This is a genomic window from Micromonospora sp. NPDC048835 (assembly GCF_040649995.1).
Lineage (GTDB): Bacteria > Actinomycetota > Actinomycetes > Mycobacteriales > Micromonosporaceae > Micromonospora.
The window spans coordinates 438908-462516 of the sequence record NZ_JBEZGM010000002.1 but is presented as its reverse complement, the minus strand read 5'-3'; the positions used below and the strand labels follow the sequence as shown (position 1 = coordinate 462516).

The following is a 23609-nucleotide window of genomic DNA, read 5'->3' as shown; positions in this document are numbered from 1 at the left end:
GCGACACGGGCTCAGTCGGTCAACGGCCTGACGTCCCAGACCCACACACCGCCGGTGAAGACCGGTTGGATCCCGGTCAGCTCGGTCATCCCCCGGCGCAGCGCGGCCTCGTGCTCGTGCGGCCCGAGGATGACCACCCCGGCCCGCCAGTAGCGCAGGTCGTCGACCGCGCGGACCCGACTCTGCGGGGTGATCGGCGGCACCGCACCGGTGCGCCGGATGGTGGCGAAGAAGCTGCTGGTGGGGCGGGGAACCGCACCGAACAGCGCGACCTCCGGCGGATCGGCGCTCGGGCGGGTGTCCGGGCCGAGGAAGTAGCCACGCGCCAGCGGCATGTCCAGCCGGGTCGCCGCCGACCAGCGCAGCGGCTCCGCGTACGTGCTGTCCGGCAGCGGCAGGGTCACCACACTGCGCCCACCAGCCACGTACGGCCGCCAGGCCCCACCCGTCACGAAGGTGGGGACGGGGTCGAGGCGGGCCACCGGCAGTGGGGTGGGCACGATCGGCAGCAGGGCCATCGTGAGCACGGTGGCCGTGACGAAGCGGACCTGTCCCCGGGCGTCCGGGTGGGCACCGGCCAACTCGCGGGCACGTTCGGCACCGTAGGCGAGCAGCAGTCCGATGATCGGAGTGATCGCCAGCGCCCAGCGTGTGGGCACCACCGAGTGCAGGATGGGCAGGTTCTCCAGCGCCGCCCAGGGGCCCGGCACGCCCGTACCCCGGTTGTCGAAGCGGACCTCCCGCCCCAGCGAGAGCACCGCGAAGAGCAACCCGAGCGCGGCCAGCGCGAGCACCACGATCGAACGGCGCAGCCACCAGACCAGGGCGACCACAAGCACCAGCAGCGCCCAACCGAAGAAGCTGTTCTCCTCGGTCGGGTTCTTGGCCAGGCCCGCGGCGGTCCGCGCGCTTCCGGCCAGAGATTCCCGGGAGTACGCGATGAACGAGGCCACGTCGCTGGAGTAGCCGCGGATCAGGCGGGACAGCCCCGAGTAGGCGTCCGGGCCGAAGAACTGGACGTAGAGGGGGTACGCCAGCAGGAGCCCGGCGACCCCGGCGGCGACGGCCAGACCGGCGAGGAACGGGCGGGTCCGCTTCCGCAGATCCGCGCGGCCGATTGCGAGCACGGCGACGACCACGCCGAGCCCGATCGCGGTCATCAGCAGGATCTCCAGGTTGAGGAACGCCTGCCAGACGATGACCAGCGCGAGGAGAACCCCGTTGCGCAGCCAGCGGCCCGGATCGCCAAGTCGCAGGGTGCGCCAAATGATCAACGGAACGACGAACTGCGACACGATGTTCGGGTGCCCATTGGCGTGCGACACCATGGCCGGCGCGTACGCGCAGAAGCCGGCGCCCAGCCACGCCGGCCCCCGGCTGCCGATCAGGACCCGGGAGAGCAGGAAATACCAGGCGGTGGCGGTGGCGATCATGCCGAGGGTGAGAAAGATCAGAAATGACGCCCGCGGCCCGAACAACAGGGTGATCGGCGTCATTGGCAATGAAATGGATAATACGGACGTATTGGCCATCAGATTCACGCCGTCGGGCACGTTCATCTGATTGGAATGGTACGGATACGCAAAGTGCGTGACTACTCGCGCGCCGTGGGCCATCATCCATTCAAACTGCGACTGATCGGACTGGTTGTCCCGTACGTCGCTGCCCGGATCTAGCCAGAGTCGGCAGGTGACCCAGAAGCCAAGCACCACGAAGCTCAGTACGGCGGCCAGATCGGCCAACTTGCCCCTGCGCGAAGGCCGAACGAGACCGGAGGCCCCCTCCACCGACGACGCGGCGGCCGGGCCGCTGCTGCCGTCAGCCCCGTCCGGTTCAGGAGTAGTCATGGCAATTCATAGGGTAGTCAGCGTATGGCACCGCCGTGACATGTTTCGGGGTACTGCCGTACTATGTGCCGGGTTCGCCGACCGCCGATCACGAACCCACCCCCCGACCACAATTCGGCCACCCCGATGCCCCGATTCTTTCGCCGACCCAGCGGGTGATTCACTCTGTCGGTCCAGGCACGGGTCGAGTTCATATCGTGAGGAATCGACGCATGGCAGAAATCACTGGGGATCAGCGCGTGCAGTCCGAGGTGCTCGAAGGCCTGGCAACCGCTGTCAACCACCGCCGCTGGTTCATCGAGCTGGCCGTGCCGTACCTCGGCGACGACCCGATCGAGATCGGCAGCGGCCTCGGTGACTACGCGCTGGAATGGTCCGACCGGCTGCCCCGGTTCACCGCCACCGAAGCCGACCCGGACCGGCTGGTGCTGCTCAAGGAGCGCCTCGCCGACCGTCCGAACATCGACGTCCGGCAGATGCTGCTGCCGCACAACGAGCGGGGCGACTACAGCGCCGCCGTCTCGTACAACGTCCTGGAGCACATCGAGGACCACGTGGGCGCGCTGAGCAGCATGCGCGACCTGGTCCGACCCGGCGGTGCCGTGATCATCATCGTGCCGGCGTTCCAGTTCGCGATGGGTCCGGCCGACATCGCCACCGGGCACGTCCGCCGCTACACGAAGAAGACGCTCGGAGCGGCGATGACCGAGGCCGGCCTGACGATCGAGAAGATCCACTACGCCAACGCGCTCGGGCTGATCGGCTACTTCATGGCCACCAAGGTCTTCCGGCTGATGCCGAAGGAGGGCCCGATGGTCAAGGTGTACGACACCCTCGTCCTGCCCGCCACCAAGGCCGCCGAGCAGCTCGTCCTCCCGCCCTTCGGCCAGTCCGTCTTCGCCGTAGCCCGCGTCCCAGCCTGACCGACCTCGGCCCCGGCCCGGCACCAAGGGCCGCCCACCCGGGTCGATCATGGAGTTGTGGTGCCAGGTTCATTCCTGTTCGGGTGCTTTGTCACCCACCACAACTCCATGATCGACGAGACGAGGCGGGGCGGCGCTGCCGGCCTTGCTGGGTTACTCCTTGATCTGGTAGGTGGGGCGGATCACCGCTCGGGCCAGGGTGTGGAACGTGAGGTTGAAGCCGACGTAGGCGGGGGTCGCGTCCGGGGTGAGGTCCAGTTGGTCGACGTCCAGGGCGTGCACCGCGAAGACGTACCGGTGCGGGCGGTCGCCGGCCGGCGGGGCCGCACCGCCGTACCCCTGCTCGCCGTAGTCGTTGCGGACCGAGAACGCCCCGCCGAGGTCGGTGCCCGCCGCACCACCAGCGCCGGTGGGCAGTTGGGTGACGCTCACCGGCACGTTCACCAGCACCCAGTGCCAGAACCCGCTGCCCGTCGGCGCGTCGGGGTCGTAGCAGGTCACCGTGAAGCTCTTCGTCTCGGCGGGGAAGTCCGACCAGGCCAGCTGCGGTGAGACGTTGTCACCCCCGGTGCTGCCATGCGCGTGCCGGGCGTCCATCGGCTCGCCGTTGTGCACGTCGTCGCTCGTCAGCGTGAACGAGGGCAGCGTCGGCAGCAGCTCGTACGGGTCCGGGGCGATCGGTCGTTCCAGGGTCATCGGGACGCGTCCTTCCGGTGTGCGGAGATACCAGCCCCTTCTTACCCCGCTACGCCCCGTCCGACGACCGGCACTGTGGTTTTCCGGAGCTACCGTGGAGTTTCGGGCAACGTCCTCAGGGGGACATCGTGGCCGGCATCTGGCGGGATTTCGTGGTGGCCGTCATCACCGCGTTCCGCCGCCGGGACGAGCGAGCCATCGCCGAGGACCGCCGGCGCGCGGTCGAGCGACTGGCCGAGGAGACGATCCGTCGGGATCGGCGGCCCATCGACCCGCCGGGGTGACCGCGACTCTTCCCGCCGGAACCCTCCGGCCGGAACCGTCAAGATGACCTGATGAGGCCGTTCCTCCGATCGCGGCCGGTAGCCACGGCGGAGTCCCACCGGCCGACGCTGTTCGAGGTCTTCTTCGATCTGGTGCTCGTCTTCGGGCTCATCCGGGTCACCGCGTTCATGAGCGAACGGCCCTCGTCGGTGACCCTGCTCCAGGGCCTGCTCGTCCTCATGTTGCTGTGGAACTCCTGGCTGGTCTATGCCTGGCTGGGCAACTACGTACGGATCGACATCGGACTGATCCGGGTCGGCATCGCCGTGGCGATGGCAGCCGTCTTCCTCATCGCGCTGGTTATCCCCGAGGCTTTGGAAACCGGCAGCGGTACGAGGACACCCCGGCTGATCCTGGTGCTGGCGTACGTCGTGGTGCGGTCGACCCAGTTCGCCCTCTTCTACTGGGTGGCGGTGGACGACCCCCGGCGACTCAGAACAGTTCGGCTCTACGCCCTCACCACCGCGCTGTCCTGGCTTCCGCTCGTCCTCGGCGCGGTGTTCGGTGGCACCGCGCAGATCCTGCTCTGGGCGGCGGCGCTCATCATCGACATGGGTGGTGGGGTGCTCGCTCTGCTGGTGGGCGGCTGGCCGGTACGCAGCCCCGGCCACTTCGCGGAGCGGCACGGCCTGGTGGTGATCATCGCGCTCGGAGAATCCCTGATCTCGGTCGGCGCCGGGGTCGGCACCCAGATGATCCACTGGCCGACCCTGCTGGCGGCGCTGCTCACGCTCACCGTCACGGGGTGCCTGTACTGGCTGTACTTCCCGAGCGCGACGAGCGCCGGCAACGCCCTGACAACCGACTCCGGGCTGCACCGCGGCTTCGTGGCCGGCAACGCGTACAGCGTCGCGCACCTTCCGCTGCTCGCCGGAACCATCTACGTGGCGCTGGGCGTCGAAGAGGTGCTGACCGGTCTTGCACACGGCAAGACACACCACGCCCTGCACTGGATCCCGGCTGTCGCACTGTTCGGCGGGACCGCCCTGTACCTCGCGGGCCGGGCGACGTTCCTGGCGCTCAGCGTCAGGTGCGTACGACCCGAGCAGTTTCTCGCGCCCGCTGCGGCGCTGCTGCTCCTACCCGTCGGCAGGTACCTGCCCGGCCTGGCCGCCCTCGGCCTGCTCACCGCGTTCCTCGTCGTGCTGCTCAGCTACGAGGCGTGGACCAGAAGACCGACTCGGGGCGGGTGAATCGTGGTGGCGGAGGGTGTGGGATTCGAACCCACGAAGACATCGCTGCCTTACCGGTTTTCAAGACCAGCGCCATCGGCCACTAGGCGAACCCTCCTGGACCGGCACCCGTGGGTGTACGGCCACGCACAGTCTGCCATGGCTCGCTCCGGACGGCCCGGCGTCCCTCCCCGGTGCGCGGAACAGGCGCTTCGACGCGTCCACTGTGGGCCGGACGGTGCGCCTGCGGCGGCCGGGAAGATCGGGAAGACTGGGCCCATGCGAGCCATCACCATTCCGCAGCCGGGTGGACCCGAGGCGCTGGTCTGGGCCGAGGTGCCCGACCCGGAGCCGGGCCCCAACGACGTGGTCGTGGATGTGCGGGCCAGTGGGGTCAACCGCGCTGACCTGCTGCAACGGCAGGGGCACTACCCGCCGCCGCCGGGCGCGCCCGCGTACCCCGGGTTGGAATGTTCCGGGGTGATCACGGAGGTGGGCGCGGAGGTCGCCGGGTGGGCGGTCGGGCAGCAGGTCTGCGCGCTGCTGGCCGGCGGTGGGTACGCGGAGCGGGTGGCGGTCCCGGCCGGGCAGTTGCTGCCGGTGCCGGCCTGCGATCCGGTCGACGCGGCGGCGCTGCCCGAGGTGGCGTGCACGGTCTGGTCGAACCTGGTCCAGGTGGCGCGGCTCGGCGCGGGCGAGACGTTGCTGGTGCATGGCGGGGGCAGCGGGATCGGCACCTTCGCCATCCAGTTCGGGGCGGCCCTCGGCGTCACCGTGCTGACCACCGCGCGGGAGGCCAAGCACGCCCGGCTGCGGGAGTTGGGCGCGGCACACGTGATCGACTACCGGGAGCAGGACTTCGTCGAGGAGGCCCGGCGGGTCACCGACGGGCGCGGCGTGGACGTCGTCCTGGACATCATGGGCGGGTCCTACCTGGGGCGGAACGTCTCCGCGCTGGCCACCGGCGGTCGGCTCGTGGTGATCGGCATGCAGGGTGGGCGAAAGGCCGAGTTGGATCTCGGGGCGCTGCTGACCAAGCGGGCGAGTGTCACCGCGACGTCGCTACGGTCCCGACCGCTCGCGGAGAAGGCGGAGATCGTCCAGGGCGTACGGGACGAGGTGTGGCCGTTGGTCGAGGCCGGCCGGATCCGACCGATAGTGGACCGGAGGCTGCCGATGACCGAGGCGGCGGAGGCGCACCGACTCGTCGAGTCGAACGATCACTTCGGCAAGGTGCTGCTCACCCGCCCGGCGGGCGCCGGGTCGGCAGTCAGTTGAGCGAGTCGGCCGGGCGGGGCAGCACCAGGCGAGCGCCCGGCCCCTCGCCGGCGAGGGTGTCCTCCGGGTTGTTCAGCGTGCAGCGCTGCAAGGACAGGCAGCCGCAGCCGATGCAGCCGTCCAGGTCGTCGCGGAGCCTGCTGAGCAGTCGGATCCGCTCGTCCAGGCGGCTCCGCCAGCTCGCCGAGAGTCGCGCCCAGTCCTGCGGGCTCGGCGTACGTGCTTCGGGGAGCGAGTCGAGCGCATCCCGGATCTCGTCGAGCGAGACGCCGACCTGCTGGGAGATCCGGATGAAGGCGACCCGGCGCAGCTCGGCGCGGGCGTAACGGCGCTGGTTGCCGCCGGTGCGGTCGGCGCGGATCAGCCCGAGCCGCTCGTAGTAGCGCAGCGCCGACGGCGCCACCCCGGAGCGGGCGGACAGCTCACCGATCGTCAACGAATCCGGCATCACCAGGTCCTTGAGTTGAAGTCCACTTCAACTCACACAGTAGTGGCCTGGTGGCGACACCGACCACTGGCAGCAGCGCCAACTGGGCGTGTGCCTGGGCTCAATTGGCGGCCGAGGCGGTGGGGCGGCGGCGAGCGCGCTCGCGCCCGAGGATCCAGATCGCCTCGACGCCGTCCTTCCAGGTGATCTTCTTGCCCTCTTCCCGGCCGCGGGCCCGGTAGCTGATCGGCACCTCGTACGGCCGGATCCGGCGGCGCAGCAGCTTGCCGGTCACCTCGGCCTCCATGCCGAAGCCACGCGACCGCACCTCGAGCGAACGGTAGAGCGCCACCGGCATCAGCTTGAAGCAGGTCTCCAGGTCACCGATGTACGAGTTGAACAGCACGTTCGCCGCCATCGTGACGCCCTTGTTGCCCATCACGTACCAGAAGCTGTAGGCGCTGTGGCTGCCGAAGGTGCGATTGCCGTAGACCACCGTGGCCCGCCCGTCGAGCACCGGGTCGAGCAGTTTGGGGATGTCCTGCGGGTCGTACTCCAGATCGGCGTCGAGGATGACCATGTAGTCACCCTCGGCACTGTCGACAGCCGTCTTGATCGCGGCACCCTTGCCGGCGTTACGCTTGTGCGTGATGACCCGCAGCCGCGCGTCGTCGGCGCGATCGAGGACCTCGCCGGTGCCGTCCCGGCTGCCGTCGTCGACCACCACCAGCTCGATCTCGCAGGGATAGTCCACCGCCAGTGCCTGCTTGAGGGCATCCGCGATGCGTTCTTCCTCGTTGTAGACCGGCATGAGGATCGAGAGCTTCACGGGAAATCTCCACGGTGGCGGCAACACGTCGGCCTTAGCCTAGCCTGGTTGGATTCGCCACCGCGTATCGCCACTGCGGGGCACTCGGCGCGGCGGGCTCAGATCCATGGTGTTTACTTCCGCCATGTCGGCTGCCGGCTCCCTGCTCGCGGCGGTTCCTGCCGTCGCGGTGCTCCTGCTCACCGTCGCGTCGAGGTCACGTGAGGCTGGCGCAGTGGCACCGCTGCGGCTCGCTGTGGTGCGTGCCGTCCTGCTCAGCGGGGCGTACGCGGTGCTCGTCGTCGAGGTCCTCGGCGCGTCGCACGCGCTGACCCGCCCCGCGTTCGCCGTCGCCTGGCTGCTCTTCCTGGCCGTCGCCGCAATCGTGGCCGGTCTGCGCCGGCGACGCGCGATACGCCTCGGGCAGCCGTCCGCCGCCGCACCGGCCTCGGTCGGCGCCACGCCGCGGCCGGTGCCGGTCGGCGCGGTGGTGTCCGGTGGCAGCCCGGACGGGTCCGCGCCGGCCGCCGAGCGCGGCGAGCCGGACCCCGCGCCGGGCCGGGCCAGCCGGAGGGCGGCCGGCGTGCTAGCGGTGGCGGTCGACACCTGGCGTACGGCCCGACCGGGCGAACGGCTCCTCGCCGGCACGATCGGCGGGCTGGTCCTGCTGGAGTTGCTTGTCGCGCTCTTGGCCGAGCCGAACAACTTCGACTCGCAGACCTACCACCTGCCGAAGGTGGAGCACTGGGTGGCCCAGGGCGACCTGGACTTCTGGCCCACCGCCATCCACCGGCAGGTGACCATTCCACCCGGCGCCGAGTACCTGCTGCTGCACCTGCGCCTGCTGACCGGCGGGGACCACCTGTACAACCTGGTGCAGTGGGCGGCTGGAGTGGTCTGCCTCCTGGTGGCCGCACGGATCACCGCGCAGCTCGGCGGTGGTCGACGCGCCCAGTTGCTCACCGCGTTCGTGCTGGCGACCACGCCGATGGTGGTGCTCCAGGCGACGAGCACGCAGACCGACCTGATCTGTGCGGCGTGGGTGGCCTGCGCGGCGACCCTGGTGCTGGACGGGCTGCGTCGACGGACCGGCTGGGGAACGCTGCTCGGGCTGGGGGCGGCCACCGGGCTGACTGCGGTGACCAAGACCAGCGGTCTGATCGCGGTCGGCCCGCTGCTGATGCTGTGGGGGTTGGCCCAGCTCAGACTGGCCTGGATCGACAGGGCGACACCGGCGGCCACGGCAGTGGCAGACCCGGCGAGCACCGCAGTGGCTGGCGGGGGTCGGCGGTCCCGGCCGGTCGGCGGGCTGGCCCGTACGGTCGGCGGTTCGGTGCTGATCCTGGTGGTCGCGGCCGTGGTGGTCGGCCCGTTCCTGGCCCGGGTGACCGCCGAGTTCGGGCACCCGCTGGGGCCGCCCCGGCTGCGTGAGTCCATTCCGATGGAGCGGCACGACCCCGCGTCGATAGTGGTCAACGCGCTGCGGATCGGGCACACCGCGTTCGACACCCCGCTGGCGCCCCTGCGCCGGGCCGGGGCCGACGTCATCATCAGCGGCGCCGAGGCGGTCGGGGTCGACCCGCAGGACCGCGCGATCACCTTCGGCCGGGAACTGTTTCCGGAGCCGGCCTGGTATCCGGACGAGGACCGGGTGGCGTTTCCGCTGGCCGGGGCGTTGGCGGCGATCGGCGCGGTGATCGCGCTCGGCCGGCCACGGCGGCTCGCCCCCGAGCGGGCCGGGTCGCTGCGGGCGTACGCGGTGGTGGTGCTGACCGCCGTGCTGCTGCACACCGCAATGATCAAGTGGCAGCCGTGGGGCAACCGTCTGCTGCTCTACGCCGTGGTGCTCGCCGTGCCCCTCGCCGGCCTCTGGCTGGACGCGCTCTTCCGCCGCCGGGCGGGTGGACGCCGAACGGTCGCCACCATGGCTGCCGTCACGGTGCTGGCCACCTCGGCGCTGGCCGGGGTGCTCGCGCTGTCGTACGGCTTCCCGCGCCGGCTGGTCGGCGCCGGCTCGGTCTTCACCACCTCGGACTTGGACACCCGGTTCCTACGCCGGCCTCAGTGGGCCGACGAGTTCCGCTGGGCGGCGACCGCGGTCCAGGCCAGCGGCGCCCGACGGATCGGGCTGGTGCAGCAGAACGACAACTGGGAGTACCCGTGGTGGCTGCTGCTGCGGCAGCCCGACGGTGGCTCGCCGGAGCTTGTGGCGTTGCAGTCGGTACTGCCGGAACGTCCGCCGGCGGACCCGTCCTCGGTCGACGCGATCGTCTGCACCGGCAGCAAGGCGGCCTGCACCAAGCTCGTCCCGGCCGGCTGGCGGCTGGAGTTCCGCGACTACGTCGGCTACGCCCTGCCGGCGGGCCGCTAGCCACCGACCATGGGTAGGGGCCCTGGTCGGTCGGCCAGGGCCCCTACGCTCACTTGGCGCGGGGAATGAGGATGAGCCGGGCCACGCCCTTGTCGCCGTCCTTCGCGCCGGCGACGCCGAGCGTCGCGCCGACCTTGACCTCGCTCGGCTGCACGGTGGCCCGCCGCTCGACCACCCGCAGGTCGTCGCCGAGGGTCCAGGTCATGGTGAAGCCGTCGGAGGACTTGACGGTCATCGAGTCGCCGTCGACTGCGGTCACCTCGCCGCGCTGCACGGCCACGGTCTGCGTACCGCCGTCCTTCGCCTTGACCACGGCCTCACCGTGCAGGGTGTTCCTGCGCAGCAGCACGCGGGCCTGGCGGCGCTTGCGCCACTCCTCGCCGCGCTTCTCCCGGGCCTTCTCCTTGGCGGTGGGGGACGCGCCAGGCGTCGGGGTGGCCGGTGCCGCGACGGTCTGCACGTCCAGGTCGTCGGCGTCGAAGCCCATCGCGGTCAGCGCCTGACCCTCGACCCCCATGGCGGCGGCGACCTCGACTGCGACATCCCGGGCGGGCTGGCTGGCCACCTCGGCCGCGCCGCAGCCGCTGACGCCGAGCGCGAGCGCCGCGAGCAGTGCCGTGGTGCCGGTGGCGATACCCCAACGTGGCATGACTTTCCCTCTCGTCCGTGGAGCCCTCAGCCTTCCCGGGAACGACGAGCGGAGCGTCAGGCCGACGTTCGGGTCAGGTAAGGATCGCCTGGCAGCCGGACGGTGAAGGCGGCCCCGCCCTCCGGCGCGTGCCCCGCGCGGATCTCGCCACCGAGTCGGCGGACCAATCCGGCGGCCAGCGCCAACCCCAACCCGCTACCCACCTTGCGCACCCCCCGGTAGCGCTCGTGCAGCGCACCGCGTTCGAACGCCACCGCCAGGTCGTCGTCGGTGAAGCCGGGCCCGCCGTCGCGGACCTCCAACACGCCGCCGTGCGCCGGGTCCGCGCCGGCCGGCCGGACCGCGAGCACCACCGGCGACCCCGGGGGTACGACTCGCAGCGCGTTCTCCAGCAGCCCGTCAAGCACCTGCCGGATCCTCCCCGGATCGGTGTACGCGGGCACCGGCTGACCGGGCGTCTCCAGCCGGAACGGCACCCCCACCGCCGCGCACCGACCGGACCAGGTCGGCTCCGCGTCCAGGGTCAGTTGGGTCAGGTCCACCGGCACCGGTTCGAGGGGGAAGTCGGCGGCCTCCAGCCGGGCCAGTGCCAGCAGGTCACCGATCAGCCGGTCCAGGTGTTGGGCCTCGGCCAGCACCGTCCGACCGGCCTCCACCGTGTCGTCGCCGCCGAGCACCCCGTCGGCGAGCGCCTCGGCGTACCCCCGGATCGCGGTCAGCGGGGTGCGCAGCTCGTGCGAGACGGAGAGCAGGAACTCCCGCTGCCGGCCCTCGCTGGTGGCAAGTGCGGCGGCCAGCCCGTTCAACGCCTCGGCCAGGTCGGCGACCTCGTCCGGCGGCTCGACCGGCACCCGGACGGCACGGTCACCCGCGCGCAGTCGGGCGGCGGCGGTGGCCGCGACGCGGATCGGCCGGGCCAGCCGACGGGCCAGCAGCAGCCCGGCCACCACCCCGGCGGCCAACCCGGCCAGCAGCGGCAGCCAGAGGCTGAGCAGCACCCGGGCCCACAGACCGTCGGCCAGCGGACGGGAGAGCACCACCCCGTTGCCCCCGGGAAGCGCCCGCCCCTCGACCAGGGCCCGCTCACCGTTGACCGAGCGGCGCGCCGACACGTTGCGGCCCTGCCCGATCCGCTGCACCACCCGGGGTGGCAGACCGGCCCGGTCGACCGCCCCGCGCCGGATCAGGTACGCGTCGATGCCCTGGTCGCGCAGTTGCTGGATGAGCCGCTCCTCGTCGGCGCTACGGCCCCGGTCGAGGCGGGTCCGCAGCACCTCGGCCGCGAGGCGGGCCTGGGCGGCGAGCGCCTGCTGCTCGCTCCGCTCCGCGCCACGGATCGCCAACGGCACCGCGACGATGGCGGTGACGAGCACCGACACCAGCGCCACCGCGCAGGTGACGAGCACCGCGCGGGCGGTGAGCGTACGGCCGGGTCGGCCTCGTCGAGGTGCGGCGGGTGGGCCGGTGCCGACCACCGGCAGGGCCATGGTCGGCGGCTCGACCCCGGGGTGGTCAGGCATCGACCGCGTACCCGACGCCACGGTGGGTCCGGATCACGCTCGCCGGGCCGAGCTTCGCCCGCACCTGGGCGACGTGCACGTCCACCGTCCGGGTGCCGGCGTGGGCCGCGTAGCCCCAGACCCCGGCCAGCAACTCCTCCCGGGTGAAGACCCGACCGGGCCGGGCCATCAGGTGGGCCAGCAGGTCGAACTCGGTCGAGGTGAGCTGCACCGGGGCGCCGGCGGCGGTGACCGTGCGGCGGGCCGGGTCGAGCGTCACCGGGCCGACGACCCGTGGTCGGTCCGCGCCCTCCGGGCCGCCTGCGGAACGACGCAGCACCGCCCGCACCCGGGCGACCAGCTCCCGTGGGCTGAACGGCTTGGTGACGTAGTCGTCGGCGCCCAGCTCAAGGCCGACGATGCGGTCCACCTCGTCGTCCCGGGCGGTGAGGAAGATGACCGGAGTCCAGTCGCCGGCCTCGCGGAGCTGGCGGCAGATCTCGGTGCCGGGCAGGCCGGGCAGCGCGATGTCCAGGACGCAGGCCACCGGGCGTAGCCGGCGGGCCGCGCTCAGACCTGCCGCACCGTCGCGTTCCAGGTGGACGCCGAACCCGTCCCGGGTGAGGTAGAGCCGGACCAGGTCGGCGATGCTCGGCTCGTCCTCGACGACGAGGACGAGCCCGCGATGCGGTGGTTCGACGGTGACCGGCCCATGATTGCCGACCCGGTGGGCTCGGCGCGATCGGTGCGTGTTCGAGTTCGGTAAAGGCGGTGCGCTGCCCGACCGGGGTGTCAGCTCACCAGGACGGAGCGAACATCCCGGGCCGTGCGGCGGCCGGCGCGTCACCGATGCTTGCGACGACCCGCGCGCCGGCCGGCCGCAGACGGGTCCGGAATGCCTGGTTGAGCAGCGCGTCGAGCTGCCAGACCTGCTTCGGGTGGCTGGTCCGGATCAGGAACCGCTCACGGATTCCGTCGATGGCGGTGGCCGCCATCTCGACCGACTGCAACCGCGGGTCCGGGCTCCAGGTGACGTTGCTCAGCTCGCGCAGCTCGGTGTTGAGGTGCAGGCGCAGTCGGTGCAGGAGGCGGGTCTGCTGGGTCACCACCAACCGGCGGTGGGTGAGCAGCAGCAGGTAGTCGCCGGTGACCGGGCGGTCGGGGCGGCTGCAACGGGTGACCAGGATGGTGGCGTCACCAGAGCCGACGCAGCGCCGGAAGACCGGCATGTGCCGGCTCACCGTCTGCACGGCCAGGCCAGCCTCAGCGGCGGCCGGGAGGAACGTTCGGGAGAAGACGTCCATGACGTGCCCAACGACGCCCCCAGCAGGGTGACGTGGGTCACGGCACTTTTTTGGAAGTTCCACGCCCTCTGTCGCACTGCCTGTCCGACTTCCGACTCGGACGGATCATGGTCAGGAGTTCGGCTGAAGTGGACTGGCGGCGAAGAGCTCCTCCAGCCAACCCGGGACCGCGTCGGCGTACTCGGCGCGGGACTCCTCGACGGTGTCGAGTGCTCGACGCCAGGAGAGCGACCGGCTCACCGGCCCCAGGCCGATCGCGAGGTCGGCGGCCTCGACAAGCGTCCGACGGTCGTACCTGTCGGTCCACGCCTCCAGGTAGGCGTCGCGCAACCGCACCAGCGGGGCGTCGTCCACGGCGAGATTCCGGGCATGCCCGACCGAGCGCAGGGTCACCAGCAGCGTGCCGAACGGGTGCGCCACCGAGGCGTCACCCCAGTCGAAGTAGCGGTACCCGGCAGCGCCGGCGAAGACGTTGCCGTCGTGCAGGTCGTCGTGTTGCACGGTGGCCGGAATACCGAGGTCGGCGAGCCGGCGACACCGCTCGGCGTACGACGGCAGCTCCGCCCGCAGCCGCTCGTGCAGGGCCGGGCTGAGCCCGCCCTCGGCACCGAGCAGCAGCGACTCGTGATCGTCGAGCAGTTCGGCGAAGAGGTCGGCCAGTACCTCCGGGCGCTGGTCCGGCACACCCCGGGCGACCAACTCGTCGGCGCGCGACGCGCTCGCCAGTTGCAGCGCCGCGTACCCCGGCAGCGCCCGCTCCCAGTGCGCCAGGTCGGGGTCGCGCGCCAGCACGTCGCGCAACGACTCGCCGCCGTCGGGCAGCAGCGACCAGCCCTGCGCCGGGTCCACCGCGATCGGCGTCAGCACCCGGTCCGGCGTCAGCTCGGCGAGCGCCGCGACCAGGACCGCCTCGTGCACGGTGCCCGGGTTGGTGGCCTTGAACCAGACCGGGCCGTCGTCGGTGGGCACCCGCCACACCAGCGACCAGGGCCGCAGCCTCGGCTCCACCAACCCGGTCACCCGTCGGCCGGCCCGGCTGAGCTGCGCGTCGACCCAGGACCGGGCCCGCACCTGCCACTGCTCGCTGGACCAGTCGGGGGCACGCTCACCGGCAATCGTCGTCACGTCGGGCACCTTAGGTGGCCCTCCCGGCGCGAGGCGAGGCGTTTTCCGCCGCCGGTCAGACCAGCTCGACGATCGTCGCGTTGGCCATGCCGCCGCCCTCGCACATGGTCTGCAGGCCATAGCGGAGCCCGTTGTCCCGCATGTGCTGGAGCATGGTGGTCATGATCCGCGCACCGGAGCCGCCGAGCGGGTGGCCGAGGGCGATCGTCCCGCCGCGCGGGTTGAGCCGCTCCGGGTCCGCCTCGGTCTCCGCCAGCCAGGCCAGCGGCACCGGGGCGAACGCCTCGTTCACCTCGTACACCCCGATCTCCTCGATGCCCAACCCCGCGCGGCGCAGCGCCTTCGCGGTGGCCGGGATGGGTGCGGTGAGCATGGTGACCGGGTCGTCGGCGGCGACCACCGCGGTGTGGATCCGGGCCAGTGGGCGCAGGCCGTGCCGGCTGGCCCAGTCGGAGGTGGTCACCGCGAGGGCCGCAGCGCCGTCGGAGATCTGCGACGCGGAACCGGCGGTCACCACACCGTCGGCGCGGAACGGGGTGGCCAGCTCGCCCAGCTTCTCCAGTGAGGTCTCCCGGCGGATGCCCTCGTCGGCGGCGAACTTGCCACCGTCGGCGAGCGGCACCGGGGTCAGCTCCGGATCGAACGCGCCGGCGTCCTGCGCGGCGGCTGCCTTCTCGTGGCTGGCCAACGCGAACTCGTCGAGCTGGGTACGCGAGAGACGCCACCGCTGGGCGATCAGCTCGGCCCCGACCCCCTGGTTGAACGGCAGCGGCGCGTCGTCGGCGAAGCCCTCGACGCCCCGGTAGCGGGCGCGTAGCTGGTCGCTGAACGGCATGCCGCCGGCCACACTGGAGCCCATCGGCACCCGGGTCATCGACTCGACGCCACCGGCGACCACCAGGTCGGCCTGGCCGGAGAGCACCGTCGCGGCGGCGAAGTGCAGGGCCTGCTGGCTGGAGCCGCACTGCCGGTCAAGCGTCGTGCCGGGCACCGTCTCGGGCCAGCCGGCGGCGAGCACGCCGTTGCGGGCGATGTTCCAGGACTGCTCGCCGACCTGGGACACGCAGCCCCAGAAGACGTCGTCGACCTGGGCCGGGTCGAGCCCGGTGCGCTCGGCGAGGGCACGCAGCACGTGCGCCGAGAGGTCGACCGGGTGGACGCCGGCGAGGCTGCCCTTGCGCCGCCCGACCGGGGTACGCACCGCGCCGACGATGACCGCGTCACTCATCTGTACTCCCCGGTAACTTAGGCTGTCCCGATCCTACGTCGTCGGGGCCCCCCGGCGCCCGGGGCTACGATCCGGCGCAGCGCTGGCATGCTGGGCGGGTGAATGAGACCTCCCCGGACCGACAGTGGCGAGTGCCGCCGGGCCTGCCGGCGGCGAAGGTGGCCGGCGCGGTTCTGCTCGTCGCGCTCGGGCTGCTCTTCTCCGACGGCGACCCGATCCGGCTCGCCCTGGCCGCCCTGGCCGCCGCAGCGCTTGCCGGCTGGGCGGTACGTGACCTGGTCGCGCCGGTGCGGTTGGCGGTGGACCCGGCCGGGCTCACCGTCATCCGTGGCTTCGCCGGCCGGCGGCTGCTGCCCTGGTCGACGGTCGAGGCTATCGCCGTCGACAGGCGGCCCCGGCTGGGCCTGACCAGCGAAACCCTGGAAATCGACGCGGGCAACTCGCTGCACCTGTTCGGCCGGTACGACCTGGGGGCCACCCCGGAGGAGGTGGCCGCCGCGCTGCGGGCCGCCCGCCCGAACGCCTGATCGGTCAGCCGAGCAGGTAGGCGGTGCGGACCAGCACCAGGGCGAGCAGGACCAGCAGGATGACCCCGGCACCGACGGTCTGCACAAGCGTGCGCCGACTTCGTGGCGCGTACGCGAGCACCAACGCCAGCAGCCCACCGACCACCAGCCCGCCCAGGTGCCCGGGGATCGAGATGCCCGGTACGGCGAACGTGAAGACGAGGTTGATGACGAGGATCGGCACGATCGCCGAGGTGCTGAGGCCGAGACGTCGCATGATCACGAAGATCGCGGCGAAGAGCCCGAAGGTGGCCGTCGACGCACCGACGGTCGGCGACTGGTTGGCGGGGCTGAACAGGTAGACGGCGACGTTGCCGCCCAGGCCCGCGATCAGGTAGAGGGCGAGGAAGCGCGCTCGACCGAGCACCCCCTCCAACTCCCGGCCGAGCACCCACAGTGCCCACATGTTCAGCAGCAGGTGCAGCAACCCGTAGTGCAGGAACATGGCGGTGACCAGCCTGTACCACTCGCCGGCCGCGATGCCGTGCACCGGGCCGAAGGGGATGTACGAGGCGTAGCCGAGCACGCCACCCCAACGGGTCAGTGGTGTCTCGCCACCGGCCAGCCCTCCGAACCCGGAACCGCCCGCTGCCGCGTCCCCACCCCGGTCGGAGGCGATGGACAGCAGCATGAGCAGCACGTTCAGGGCGATCAGCCCCTTGGTGACGAGGCCGTGCCGGCCGGCCATACCGCCGCCGAAGGCGGTACGCGCCGGCCGGACACTGCGACGTCCCTCGTTGACGCACTCCGGGCACTGGTGCCCGACCGAGGCCTCCCGCATGCAGTCCGGGCAGATCGGCCGGTCACAGCGGGTGCACCGGACGTAGGTCTCCCGACCGGGGTGCCGGTAGCAGACCGGGGTGGTCGGCGGAGACTCGCTCACCGGGCCAACCCTTCGTCCGCCACCGCTCGGTCCACCGGCACCGGCCATGCTCCGGAGCGCTCAATCATGCGAGCAAAGGTACCTCGCGAGTCGCTCAGGAAGCGGACCGCTCGATCTCGACCCGCTCGATGACGACGTCCTGGAGCGGACGGTCGCTCGGACCGGTAGGGGTGTTCGCGATCGAATCCACGATCTTCACCGACTGCTCGTCGGCGACCTGGCCGAAGATCGTGTGCCGGTTGTTGAGGTGCGGCGTCGGGGACACGGTGATGAAGAACTGCGAACCGTTGGTGCCCGGTCCGGCGTTCGCCATCGCCAGCAGGTACGGACGGTCGAACCGCAGTTCCGGGTGGAACTCGTCGGCGAACTTGTAGCCCGGGCCGCCCCGACCGGTGCCGGTCGGGTCGCCCATCTGGACCATGAAACCGCTGATCACCCGGTGCGAGATGGTGCCGTCGTAGTACGGACCACTGCCCGGCTGACCGGTGCGCGGGTCGGTGTACTCACGGTTGCCCTCGGCCAGGTCGACGAAGTTGCGGACGGTCTTCGGCGCGTGGTTGGGGAAGAGCTCCAGCCGGATCGGGCCAGCGTTGGTGTGCAGGGTGGCGTAGACAGCCTCGGCCACGGGTACTCCTCACTCGTTGGTCAGTTCCATGCGGATCCTCCCATGTGCCCGATCTGGCATCGCGGAGGCATCCGAAGGTGGAGGATGACGAAGGAACAACTCCCAGGAGGTAGGACCGTGTTTCGAATCGGGCGGCGCAAGTCCCAGGGTCAGTTGGCCAAGGCCGAGCTGAACCAGAGCATCAGCCACCTGATGCAGGCAGCCAACCACGCCGCGAAGGGCGCTGGAGCGACCGTCGGCCCGCGGGTCCAGGTGGCCCGGGGCTACGTCGCACCGACCGCGGCGATGGTTCGTGACCGCGCGTCGACCGGCTGGGGGACGACGCTCACCACGCTGGCACCGCTGGCGGCGGCGGCCCGTGACGGCGCCGCGCAGGCCGGGCCGCTGACCAGGAAGGCCAAGTCGAAGACCATGCGGATCACCGGTAGGAAGAAGCAGCCGCGCCGTCGCGGCTCGATGATGACTGGCCTGCTGGCGGCGGGTGCCATCGCCGGCCTGGCCGGCGCGGTGGCGCTGCGTCGTCGCCGCGAGCAGCAGGAGTGGGCCGAGTACGACCCGACCCGCAGCACCCTGGAGCCGATGCGCGACGAGGTCGACTCGATCGAGGTCCGTACGCCGTCCGCCACCCGGGGGTCGGACGGGTCCACCATGTCCGGCGCTGCGGGGATGACCGGCGCGGGCAGTTCGGCGGTGGCCGGCGGTTCCAGCGCCAGCACCACCGCCCCGGCCAAGCAGACCGGTGTCCGCCCGACCGACAAGGTCCCGTCGGTCGCCGAGGGCGCCACCGACGTCTCCGGTCGGCCGACCGACGACCTCACCAAGGCACTTGGCAAGGACACGGCCCGTAACGGCCGCCGCTGACCTCAGCGGCAGCGCGTCAGGCGCCGGCGAGCGGGTCGACCCCGCTCGTCGGCGCTTCCGCGTCGCGGGTCAGAGCCAGCCGTTGCGGCGGAACCAGCGGTAGAGGGCCAGCGACACCCCGAGCATGAGGGCCAGAGCCACCGGATAGCCGTACGTCATCTTCAGCTCGGGCATGTTGTCGAAGTTCATCCCCTCGACGCCGGCGATCGAGGTCCAGACCGCGGCGATGGCCGCCCAGGCGGCGATCTTGCGCATGTCGTTGTTCTGGTCGACGGTGACCTGGGCCAGCCGCGCCTGGAGGATCGAGTTCAGCAGGTCGTCGTAGGAGTTCACCTGCTCCACGGTGCGGCTCAGGTGGTCCTGCACGTCCCGGAAGTACTTGCGGATCTCCTTGGGCACGTCCCGGTTGACCTGGGAGGTCAGCGTCATCAGCGGCCGTTGCAGCGGCACCACCGCCCGCTTGAACTCCACCAGCTCCCGCTTCATCTGGTAGATCCGCTGGATGCGCCCGTGGCCGTGCCGGTCGAAGACCTCCGCCTCCAGCGTGTCCAGGTCGTCCTCGATCTGCTCGGCCACCTCCAGATAGAGGTCGACCACCCGGTCGGTCACCCCGTACGCCACCGCCCACGGGCCGTGCAGCAGCAACTCGTGCTTGGTCTCCAGGTCGGCGCGGATCGGGGCGAGCCGGCAGGCGTCCCCGTGCCGGACGCTGATCACGAAGTTCGGGCCGATGAAGAGCATCACCTGCCCGGTCTCCACCACCTCGGAGTTCTCGGTCAGCTCGGTGTGCTCGCAGTAACGGGCGGTGCGTAGCACCAGGAAGACGACGTCGCCGAACCGCTCCAGCTTGGGGCGCTGCTCGGCCTTGACCGCGTCCTCGACCGCCAGCTCGTGCAGACCGTAGGTCTCCGCGATCGCGGTCATCTCGGCCAGCTCCGGCTGGTGCAGGCCGATCCAGACGAAGCCGTGCTCCTCGCGACGGGCCGCGGCCAGCGCCTCCGCGTACGTCCAGTCACCGGGCTGCCGCTTGCCGTCCACGTACAGCGCGCAGTCGACCACCGCGCTGCGACCGGCGCCGATCGGGGCCGGCGCGGGCGGCGAGCCGTCGGCGTTGAGGATCCGGGTCATCGCCCGGACCGGGGAGGGCCACGCCCGGGGCCGTAGCACCCGACCGTTGGACGACGGTGCCGTCCGGTCCCGCTCTGTCCGATCCGTCATCGCGTCACCTCCCGCGCTCAGCTCGGCTTGCAGGCTACGCCGACCGCGGTCGAGGACCGGTGTGACGGCGGTCGCGTGCAGGGGCGGCGTCGGGCGGGCCGGGCCGCATCGGGGGGTGTGCGGGGGACGACACGGCCCGCCCGGCACCTGTGGGGGCGGGAGGTTGTGCTGTCGCGTCGACCCGGGCTGGGCCCGGCCCCGGAGACCGGGCCTCTCAGCTGACGGGCTGACGCTCGCAGCATTGTGGGCCAGCCGGCCGCCCGGAGGGGAGCCCCGGGACGGCCGGCATCGTCGTTCTGTCGGGAACCCGACAGAACGCTCAGCTTCGGACGGCCTCGACGGCCTCCGCGAGCCGCCGGACGCCCTCGTCGATCCGGTCGGCGGTCACCGCCGAGAAGGCCAGTCGGAGCGCGTGCTGGCCGCCGTCCAGCATGAAGTCGCTGCCCTTGACCACGGCGACCCCACGCTCGGCCGCCGCCGGGGCGAGCCGATCGACGAGCACGTCGTCCGGGAACTCCACCCAGAGGAAGTAGCCGCCGTCGGGCTCCACGAAACGCGCCTGCGGCAGGTGCCGGCGCAGCGACTCGGCGAGCACCTGGGCGCGCTCGCCGAGCGCCGCCCGGACCGTCTCGATCGAGCGGTCGATGTCACCGGAGACGCAGAACTGGTGCACGATCGCCTGGGACACCATCCCGGGGGAGATGTAGAGGCTCGTCGCGTTCTTCGCGATCGAGGCGATCAGGTCGGCCGGGCCGACCAGGTAGCCGACCCGCACGCCAGGGCAGACCGTCTTGGTGAAGCTCGACGCGTGCACCACCACGTTGCGGGTGTCCAGCGAGAGCATCGACGGCAGCGCCTCGCCCCGGAAGCGGACATCCGCGTACGGGTCGTCCTCGAAGATCGTGAACTCGTACTCGGCGGCCAGGTCCAGCAGCTCCCGACGCTTCTCCAGCGACAGCGTCATGCCGGCCGGGTTCTGGTAGTTCGGGATGACGTGCGCGAGCCGGGGCCGCACCCCGGACTCCAGCAGCTTGCGCAGCTCGGCAGTGTCCAGGCCGTCCGGCTGGACCGAGACGCTGTGCAGCTCGCTGCCCATCCGCTTCAGGTTGAGCAGCGTCCGGTCGTACGTCGGGCGCTCCACCACCACCGTGTCGCCGGGGCGGACCAGGTGGTCGAAGAGGAACGCGTCGGCCTGGAGCGACCCGTTGGTCACCAGCACCTGGTCGGCCTCGACCCCGTGCTTCTCGGCGATCCACTTCCGCAGCGGAACGTACCCGACGGAGGTGCCGTACGCCGTCACCCCCGCGGGGTCGGCGTCGAAGGCGCGGACGGCGGCGGCCTTGAGCCCCTCGACATCGACGATGTCCAGCGAGGGAGCCCCACGGGCAAAGGAGATCAACTGCTCGGCGGTCATGGATGTTGAGCGTACGGGCGGCAGCGGGGAACGCGCGGTCGGCACGGCGATGTCCGCATCCTGAGCCACCGGGTCGGGTGACTCTCCTCGTCCGGTCGGCCGCAGATCAGACCGGAAGGGCGAGCGCGTCGTGCTGCGCCGCCCGGGAAAACCCCTCAAGCTGCACGCCGAGCGCGTCGAGGAGCTGACTCCAGTCGAAGTAGGAACGCCACGCGGTGATCCGGCCCTTACGAGCCCGAACCACGTCGGCCACCTCCCAGCTCACCAGGCGGCCGGTGGGCGCGATGGTGCCGTACGGCGAATGCAGGGTGCCGGTGTGGGTGCCGGTCAGACGCAGCTCGACCGCGGCACCACCGCTCGTGCGGACCGCACCCATCGGGTCGACCCGCAGGTCGGGAAAGGCGCCGGTCCAGGTACGCAGGAGCGCCGGCAGCTCGATGGGGCGGACCGTCACACCCGGCATGGCGTAGAACGCCTCCGGGGCATAGAGATCCGGAAGGCGGGCCACGTCCCGGCGCAGGAGCATGGCGTACTGCTGCTCGACCAGCCGCTCCGCGTCGCGCATCGGGACCTCCCCCACGGGCCACGGCACCTCCGCGCCCGCGAGGGATGTCTACCCATCGATCCGTCCCGGCACACCACCCCCGGTCAGGTCGTCGCGACCGCCTGGCTCTCCGACCAGACCCGCATGATGTCCCGTACGGAGATCACGCCGGCCACCTCCCGGCCGTCAAGCACCACCAGGTGCCGGAACCCGCCCCGGGCCATCGCGGCGGCGGCCTCGGCCACCGTCCATTCCGGCCCGGCGTAGACGACGTCCCAGGTCAGGTGGGCGCTGGTGCGTTCCACGTCGCAGTCCAGGCCGGCGCCGATGGCCTTCAACACGTCGCGTTCGGTCATGATCCCCACACCCTCGGAGTCCGGGTCGATCACGACCGCCGACCCGACACCGCGGGCCGACATCATCCGGGCCGCCTGGCGGAGCGTGTGCTCCGGACCGACGACGAGGACCTGGCTGGACATCGCATCCCGTACCTGCATCACGCATCACCCCTTTGGGACGGTGGCATTCGGTACGGACATGGTGGTCGGTGGATGTTTCCGGGACAAGAGCGGCATCGCACATGCTGCGGAGGCTGGCTACTGTCGGATGGTGTCCACCGAGCCCCTGCGCTGCGCCGGCGCGCTGATCGTCGACCACGACGACCGCATCTTCTTCCAGCGCCGGTCACCACACCGAGCCCTGTTTCCCAACTGCTGGGACATCGTCGGCGGCCATCTGGAGCCGGGCGAAGACATCGACGAGGCGTTACGCCGGGAGATCACCGAGGAGACCGGCTGGGTCCTCTCGCACGTCCTGGGCCAGGTGGGCGAGTACCACTACGTCGGCGACGACGGTCTTGCCCGGACCGAGTACGACTTCCTGGTCCGCGTCGACGGCGACCTCGACCACCCGACGCTCGAGGCCGGCAAGCACACCGAGTACCGATGGCTGGCCGAGCACGAGGTGACAGTGCTCGACGAGCACCGCGACGTCAACGACGGGCTGATCCGGCGGATCGCGGAGGAGGGCTTCGCCGCCCTGCGGTCGATCGGTCGGTGAACACCGTCGAACTGGCGCCCCACCGGATCGCCGGGCTGCTCGCACCTGCCGTGGACCGGACCTTCCGCGCCGGCATGCTCGCCGGCCGGGACGGCGGTGGCGCCGAACTGTCCCAGCGCTACGGCGGAGTCACGGCGACCGGCTTCCTCGTCGACCTGCGCACCCGGCTGGCCGCTCCCGGTGGCACCGTCGACGGGCCCGGGTTCGCGGCGATCACCCGCTACCAGGACCCGGTCGTCCGCCGACGAACCGTGGACAAGCAGGTGGCACACGGGATGATCTACCGCGGCCCGGACGGCACCCTCTCCGCCACCGAGCGTGGCGCCGCATTCCTCGCCGAGCTGTACCAGGTGCACGCCGAGGTCACCGAGGAGTTGTGGGCCGGGCACGACGACCGGGTCGCCCGGCTGGTGGCAGTCCTCGGCCGACTGCTGTCGTACGCCCTGGTGCTCGCCGACGAGGAGGAGCACCCGGGCGGGTCGGCCTTCACCGCGCTGGCACCTCCGTACGAGCCGGACGGCACCCCGTCGGGCGTGCTGCTGCTCAACCGGCTCGGCGCGCTGCGACACCACCGGGCCGACGCGCACGCCGCCGCCTGGACCGCCGCCGGGCACACCGCGGCGAGCATCGGCGCCCTGCCAACCGGCCCCGAACGGCTCGCCATCGAGCTGGAAACCGACCGGCGGGCCGCCGGCCCGTACGCCACGCTCAGCACCGAGGAACGGCTGACCATGCTCGCCGACCTGGCGGCCCTGCCCGGCTGACCCGGTTGACCGGAGCGCCGCACC

At 71.6% G+C, this 23609-nt stretch carries 25 protein-coding genes and 1 tRNA gene; 9 read left to right on the top strand and 17 right to left on the bottom strand.

Translation table 11 applies throughout. The annotated features are described in order from the left end of the window. Positions 1-11 precede the first annotated feature (11 nt). Positions 12-1847, bottom strand: a complete 1836-nt coding sequence (locus tag AB0C15_RS04645) for a hypothetical protein (RefSeq protein WP_357348616.1) — start codon at positions 1845-1847, stop codon at positions 12-14. 212 nt (positions 1848-2059) lie between these two features. Between AB0C15_RS04645 and AB0C15_RS04640 the strand changes: the two genes are divergently transcribed. Further along, a complete protein-coding gene (locus AB0C15_RS04640; RefSeq protein ID WP_357348614.1) occupies positions 2060-2770 on the top strand; it encodes a methyltransferase domain-containing protein in 711 nt (236 codons plus the stop codon). Positions 2771-2923: 153 nt separating this feature from the next. Here the strand turns inward: AB0C15_RS04640 and AB0C15_RS04635 are convergent, their stop codons facing one another. After that, positions 2924-3466 carry a YbhB/YbcL family Raf kinase inhibitor-like protein gene (locus AB0C15_RS04635; protein ID WP_357348612.1) on the bottom strand — a complete coding sequence of 181 codons (543 nt, stop codon included), beginning with the start codon at positions 3464-3466 and terminating at the stop codon, positions 2924-2926. 128 nt (positions 3467-3594) lie between these two features. Between AB0C15_RS04635 and AB0C15_RS04630 the strand changes: the two genes are divergently transcribed. Both AB0C15_RS04630 and AB0C15_RS04625 read left to right on the top strand, forming a co-directional pair. Continuing rightward, positions 3595-3750: a hypothetical protein gene (locus AB0C15_RS04630; RefSeq protein ID WP_357348610.1), complete on the top strand. Its 156-nt coding sequence runs from the start codon at positions 3595-3597 to the stop codon at positions 3748-3750. Positions 3751-3801: 51 nt separating this feature from the next. Beyond that, positions 3802-4983, top strand: coding sequence for a low temperature requirement protein A (locus AB0C15_RS04625; protein ID WP_357348608.1), 1182 nt, complete (start codon positions 3802-3804; stop codon positions 4981-4983). A gap of 7 nt (positions 4984-4990) precedes the next feature. Here the strand turns inward: AB0C15_RS04625 and AB0C15_RS04620 are convergent. Then, positions 4991-5080: transfer RNA gene (locus AB0C15_RS04620), tRNA-Ser, on the bottom strand. Positions 5081-5241: 161 nt separating this feature from the next. On the opposite strand from AB0C15_RS04620, the gene AB0C15_RS04615 reads away from it, so the two are divergent. Beyond that, positions 5242-6240 (top strand): NAD(P)H-quinone oxidoreductase, encoded by a 999-nt coding sequence (locus AB0C15_RS04615; protein WP_357348606.1) that lies wholly within the window; start codon positions 5242-5244, stop codon positions 6238-6240. Here the strand turns inward: AB0C15_RS04615 and soxR are convergent. Beyond that, the gene (gene soxR, locus AB0C15_RS04610; RefSeq protein WP_357348604.1) at positions 6233-6688 is read right to left on the bottom strand and encodes a redox-sensitive transcriptional activator SoxR; all 456 of its coding nucleotides are present in this window, start codon (positions 6686-6688) and stop codon (positions 6233-6235) included. The two genes, AB0C15_RS04615 and soxR, sit on opposite strands and share 8 nt — an antisense overlap. A gap of 100 nt (positions 6689-6788) precedes the next feature. Further along, the gene (locus AB0C15_RS04605) at positions 6789-7496 is read right to left on the bottom strand and encodes a glycosyltransferase family 2 protein (RefSeq protein WP_357348602.1); all 708 of its coding nucleotides are present in this window, start codon (positions 7494-7496) and stop codon (positions 6789-6791) included. Between the two features lie 124 nt (positions 7497-7620). On the opposite strand from AB0C15_RS04605, the gene AB0C15_RS04600 reads away from it, so the two are divergent. Then, a complete protein-coding gene (locus AB0C15_RS04600) occupies positions 7621-9846 on the top strand; it encodes a glycosyltransferase family 39 protein (protein ID WP_357348600.1) in 2226 nt (741 codons plus the stop codon). 49 nt (positions 9847-9895) lie between these two features. Here AB0C15_RS04600 and AB0C15_RS04595 read toward each other — a convergent pair whose 3' ends face one another. From AB0C15_RS04595 to AB0C15_RS04570, 6 genes are all read right to left on the bottom strand, one after another. Further along, the gene (locus AB0C15_RS04595; RefSeq protein ID WP_357348598.1) at positions 9896-10495 is read right to left on the bottom strand and encodes a hypothetical protein; all 600 of its coding nucleotides are present in this window, start codon (positions 10493-10495) and stop codon (positions 9896-9898) included. 56 nt (positions 10496-10551) lie between these two features. Continuing rightward, positions 10552-12015, bottom strand: coding sequence for a HAMP domain-containing sensor histidine kinase (locus AB0C15_RS04590; RefSeq protein WP_357348596.1), 1464 nt, complete (start codon positions 12013-12015; stop codon positions 10552-10554). Then, complete coding sequence (locus tag AB0C15_RS04585) at positions 12008-12841, bottom strand: response regulator transcription factor (protein WP_357348594.1); 834 nt, start codon at positions 12839-12841, stop codon at positions 12008-12010. The genes AB0C15_RS04590 and AB0C15_RS04585 overlap by 8 nt, the downstream gene beginning before the upstream one ends. Next, positions 12792-13298: a hypothetical protein gene (locus AB0C15_RS04580; protein WP_112583835.1), complete on the bottom strand. Its 507-nt coding sequence runs from the start codon at positions 13296-13298 to the stop codon at positions 12792-12794. Before AB0C15_RS04580 ends, AB0C15_RS04585 begins: the two co-directional genes overlap by 50 nt. Before the next feature lie 111 nt (positions 13299-13409). Further along, complete coding sequence (locus AB0C15_RS04575) at positions 13410-14423, bottom strand: aminoglycoside phosphotransferase family protein (RefSeq protein ID WP_357348592.1); 1014 nt, start codon at positions 14421-14423, stop codon at positions 13410-13412. Positions 14424-14478: 55 nt separating this feature from the next. Further along, positions 14479-15651: an acetyl-CoA C-acyltransferase gene (locus AB0C15_RS04570; protein WP_357348590.1), complete on the bottom strand. Its 1173-nt coding sequence runs from the start codon at positions 15649-15651 to the stop codon at positions 14479-14481. 98 nt (positions 15652-15749) lie between these two features. Between AB0C15_RS04570 and AB0C15_RS04565 the strand changes: the two genes are divergently transcribed. Beyond that, complete coding sequence (locus AB0C15_RS04565) at positions 15750-16178, top strand: PH domain-containing protein (protein ID WP_357348587.1); 429 nt, start codon at positions 15750-15752, stop codon at positions 16176-16178. 4 nt (positions 16179-16182) lie between these two features. Here AB0C15_RS04565 and AB0C15_RS04560 read toward each other — a convergent pair whose 3' ends face one another. Together AB0C15_RS04560 and AB0C15_RS04555 are read right to left on the bottom strand one after the other, a co-directional pair. After that, on the bottom strand, positions 16183-17100 hold the full coding sequence (locus AB0C15_RS04560) for a rhomboid family intramembrane serine protease (RefSeq protein WP_357348585.1): 918 nt from the start codon (positions 17098-17100) through the stop codon (positions 16183-16185). A gap of 94 nt (positions 17101-17194) precedes the next feature. Then, positions 17195-17725, bottom strand: a complete 531-nt coding sequence (locus tag AB0C15_RS04555; protein WP_357223359.1) for a peptidylprolyl isomerase — start codon at positions 17723-17725, stop codon at positions 17195-17197. Between the two features lie 84 nt (positions 17726-17809). On the opposite strand from AB0C15_RS04555, the gene AB0C15_RS04550 reads away from it, so the two are divergent. Continuing rightward, on the top strand, positions 17810-18586 hold the full coding sequence (locus AB0C15_RS04550; RefSeq protein ID WP_357348583.1) for a hypothetical protein: 777 nt from the start codon (positions 17810-17812) through the stop codon (positions 18584-18586). 69 nt (positions 18587-18655) lie between these two features. Here AB0C15_RS04550 and corA read toward each other — a convergent pair whose 3' ends face one another. The 4 genes from corA to AB0C15_RS04530 form a co-directional block, all read right to left on the bottom strand. Further along, positions 18656-19804 (bottom strand): magnesium/cobalt transporter CorA, encoded by a 1149-nt coding sequence (gene corA / locus AB0C15_RS04545; protein ID WP_357348581.1) that lies wholly within the window; start codon positions 19802-19804, stop codon positions 18656-18658. A 319-nt stretch (positions 19805-20123) separates the two neighbouring features. Continuing rightward, the gene (locus AB0C15_RS04540) at positions 20124-21218 is read right to left on the bottom strand and encodes a PLP-dependent aminotransferase family protein (protein WP_357348579.1); all 1095 of its coding nucleotides are present in this window, start codon (positions 21216-21218) and stop codon (positions 20124-20126) included. Positions 21219-21324: 106 nt separating this feature from the next. Next, positions 21325-21783, bottom strand: a complete 459-nt coding sequence (locus AB0C15_RS04535; protein ID WP_357348577.1) for an ester cyclase — start codon at positions 21781-21783, stop codon at positions 21325-21327. 83 nt (positions 21784-21866) lie between these two features. Next, positions 21867-22259: a CBS domain-containing protein gene (locus tag AB0C15_RS04530; RefSeq protein WP_357348575.1), complete on the bottom strand. Its 393-nt coding sequence runs from the start codon at positions 22257-22259 to the stop codon at positions 21867-21869. 109 nt (positions 22260-22368) lie between these two features. Between AB0C15_RS04530 and AB0C15_RS04525 the strand changes: the two genes are divergently transcribed. Both AB0C15_RS04525 and AB0C15_RS04520 read left to right on the top strand, forming a co-directional pair. Beyond that, entirely contained in the window at positions 22369-22821 is a 453-nt protein-coding gene (locus tag AB0C15_RS04525) for an NUDIX domain-containing protein (RefSeq protein ID WP_357348573.1), read from the top strand. Further along, complete coding sequence (locus tag AB0C15_RS04520; RefSeq protein WP_357348571.1) at positions 22818-23585, top strand: hypothetical protein; 768 nt, start codon at positions 22818-22820, stop codon at positions 23583-23585. Before AB0C15_RS04525 ends, AB0C15_RS04520 begins: the two co-directional genes overlap by 4 nt. Positions 23586-23609: the final 24 nt, after the last annotated feature.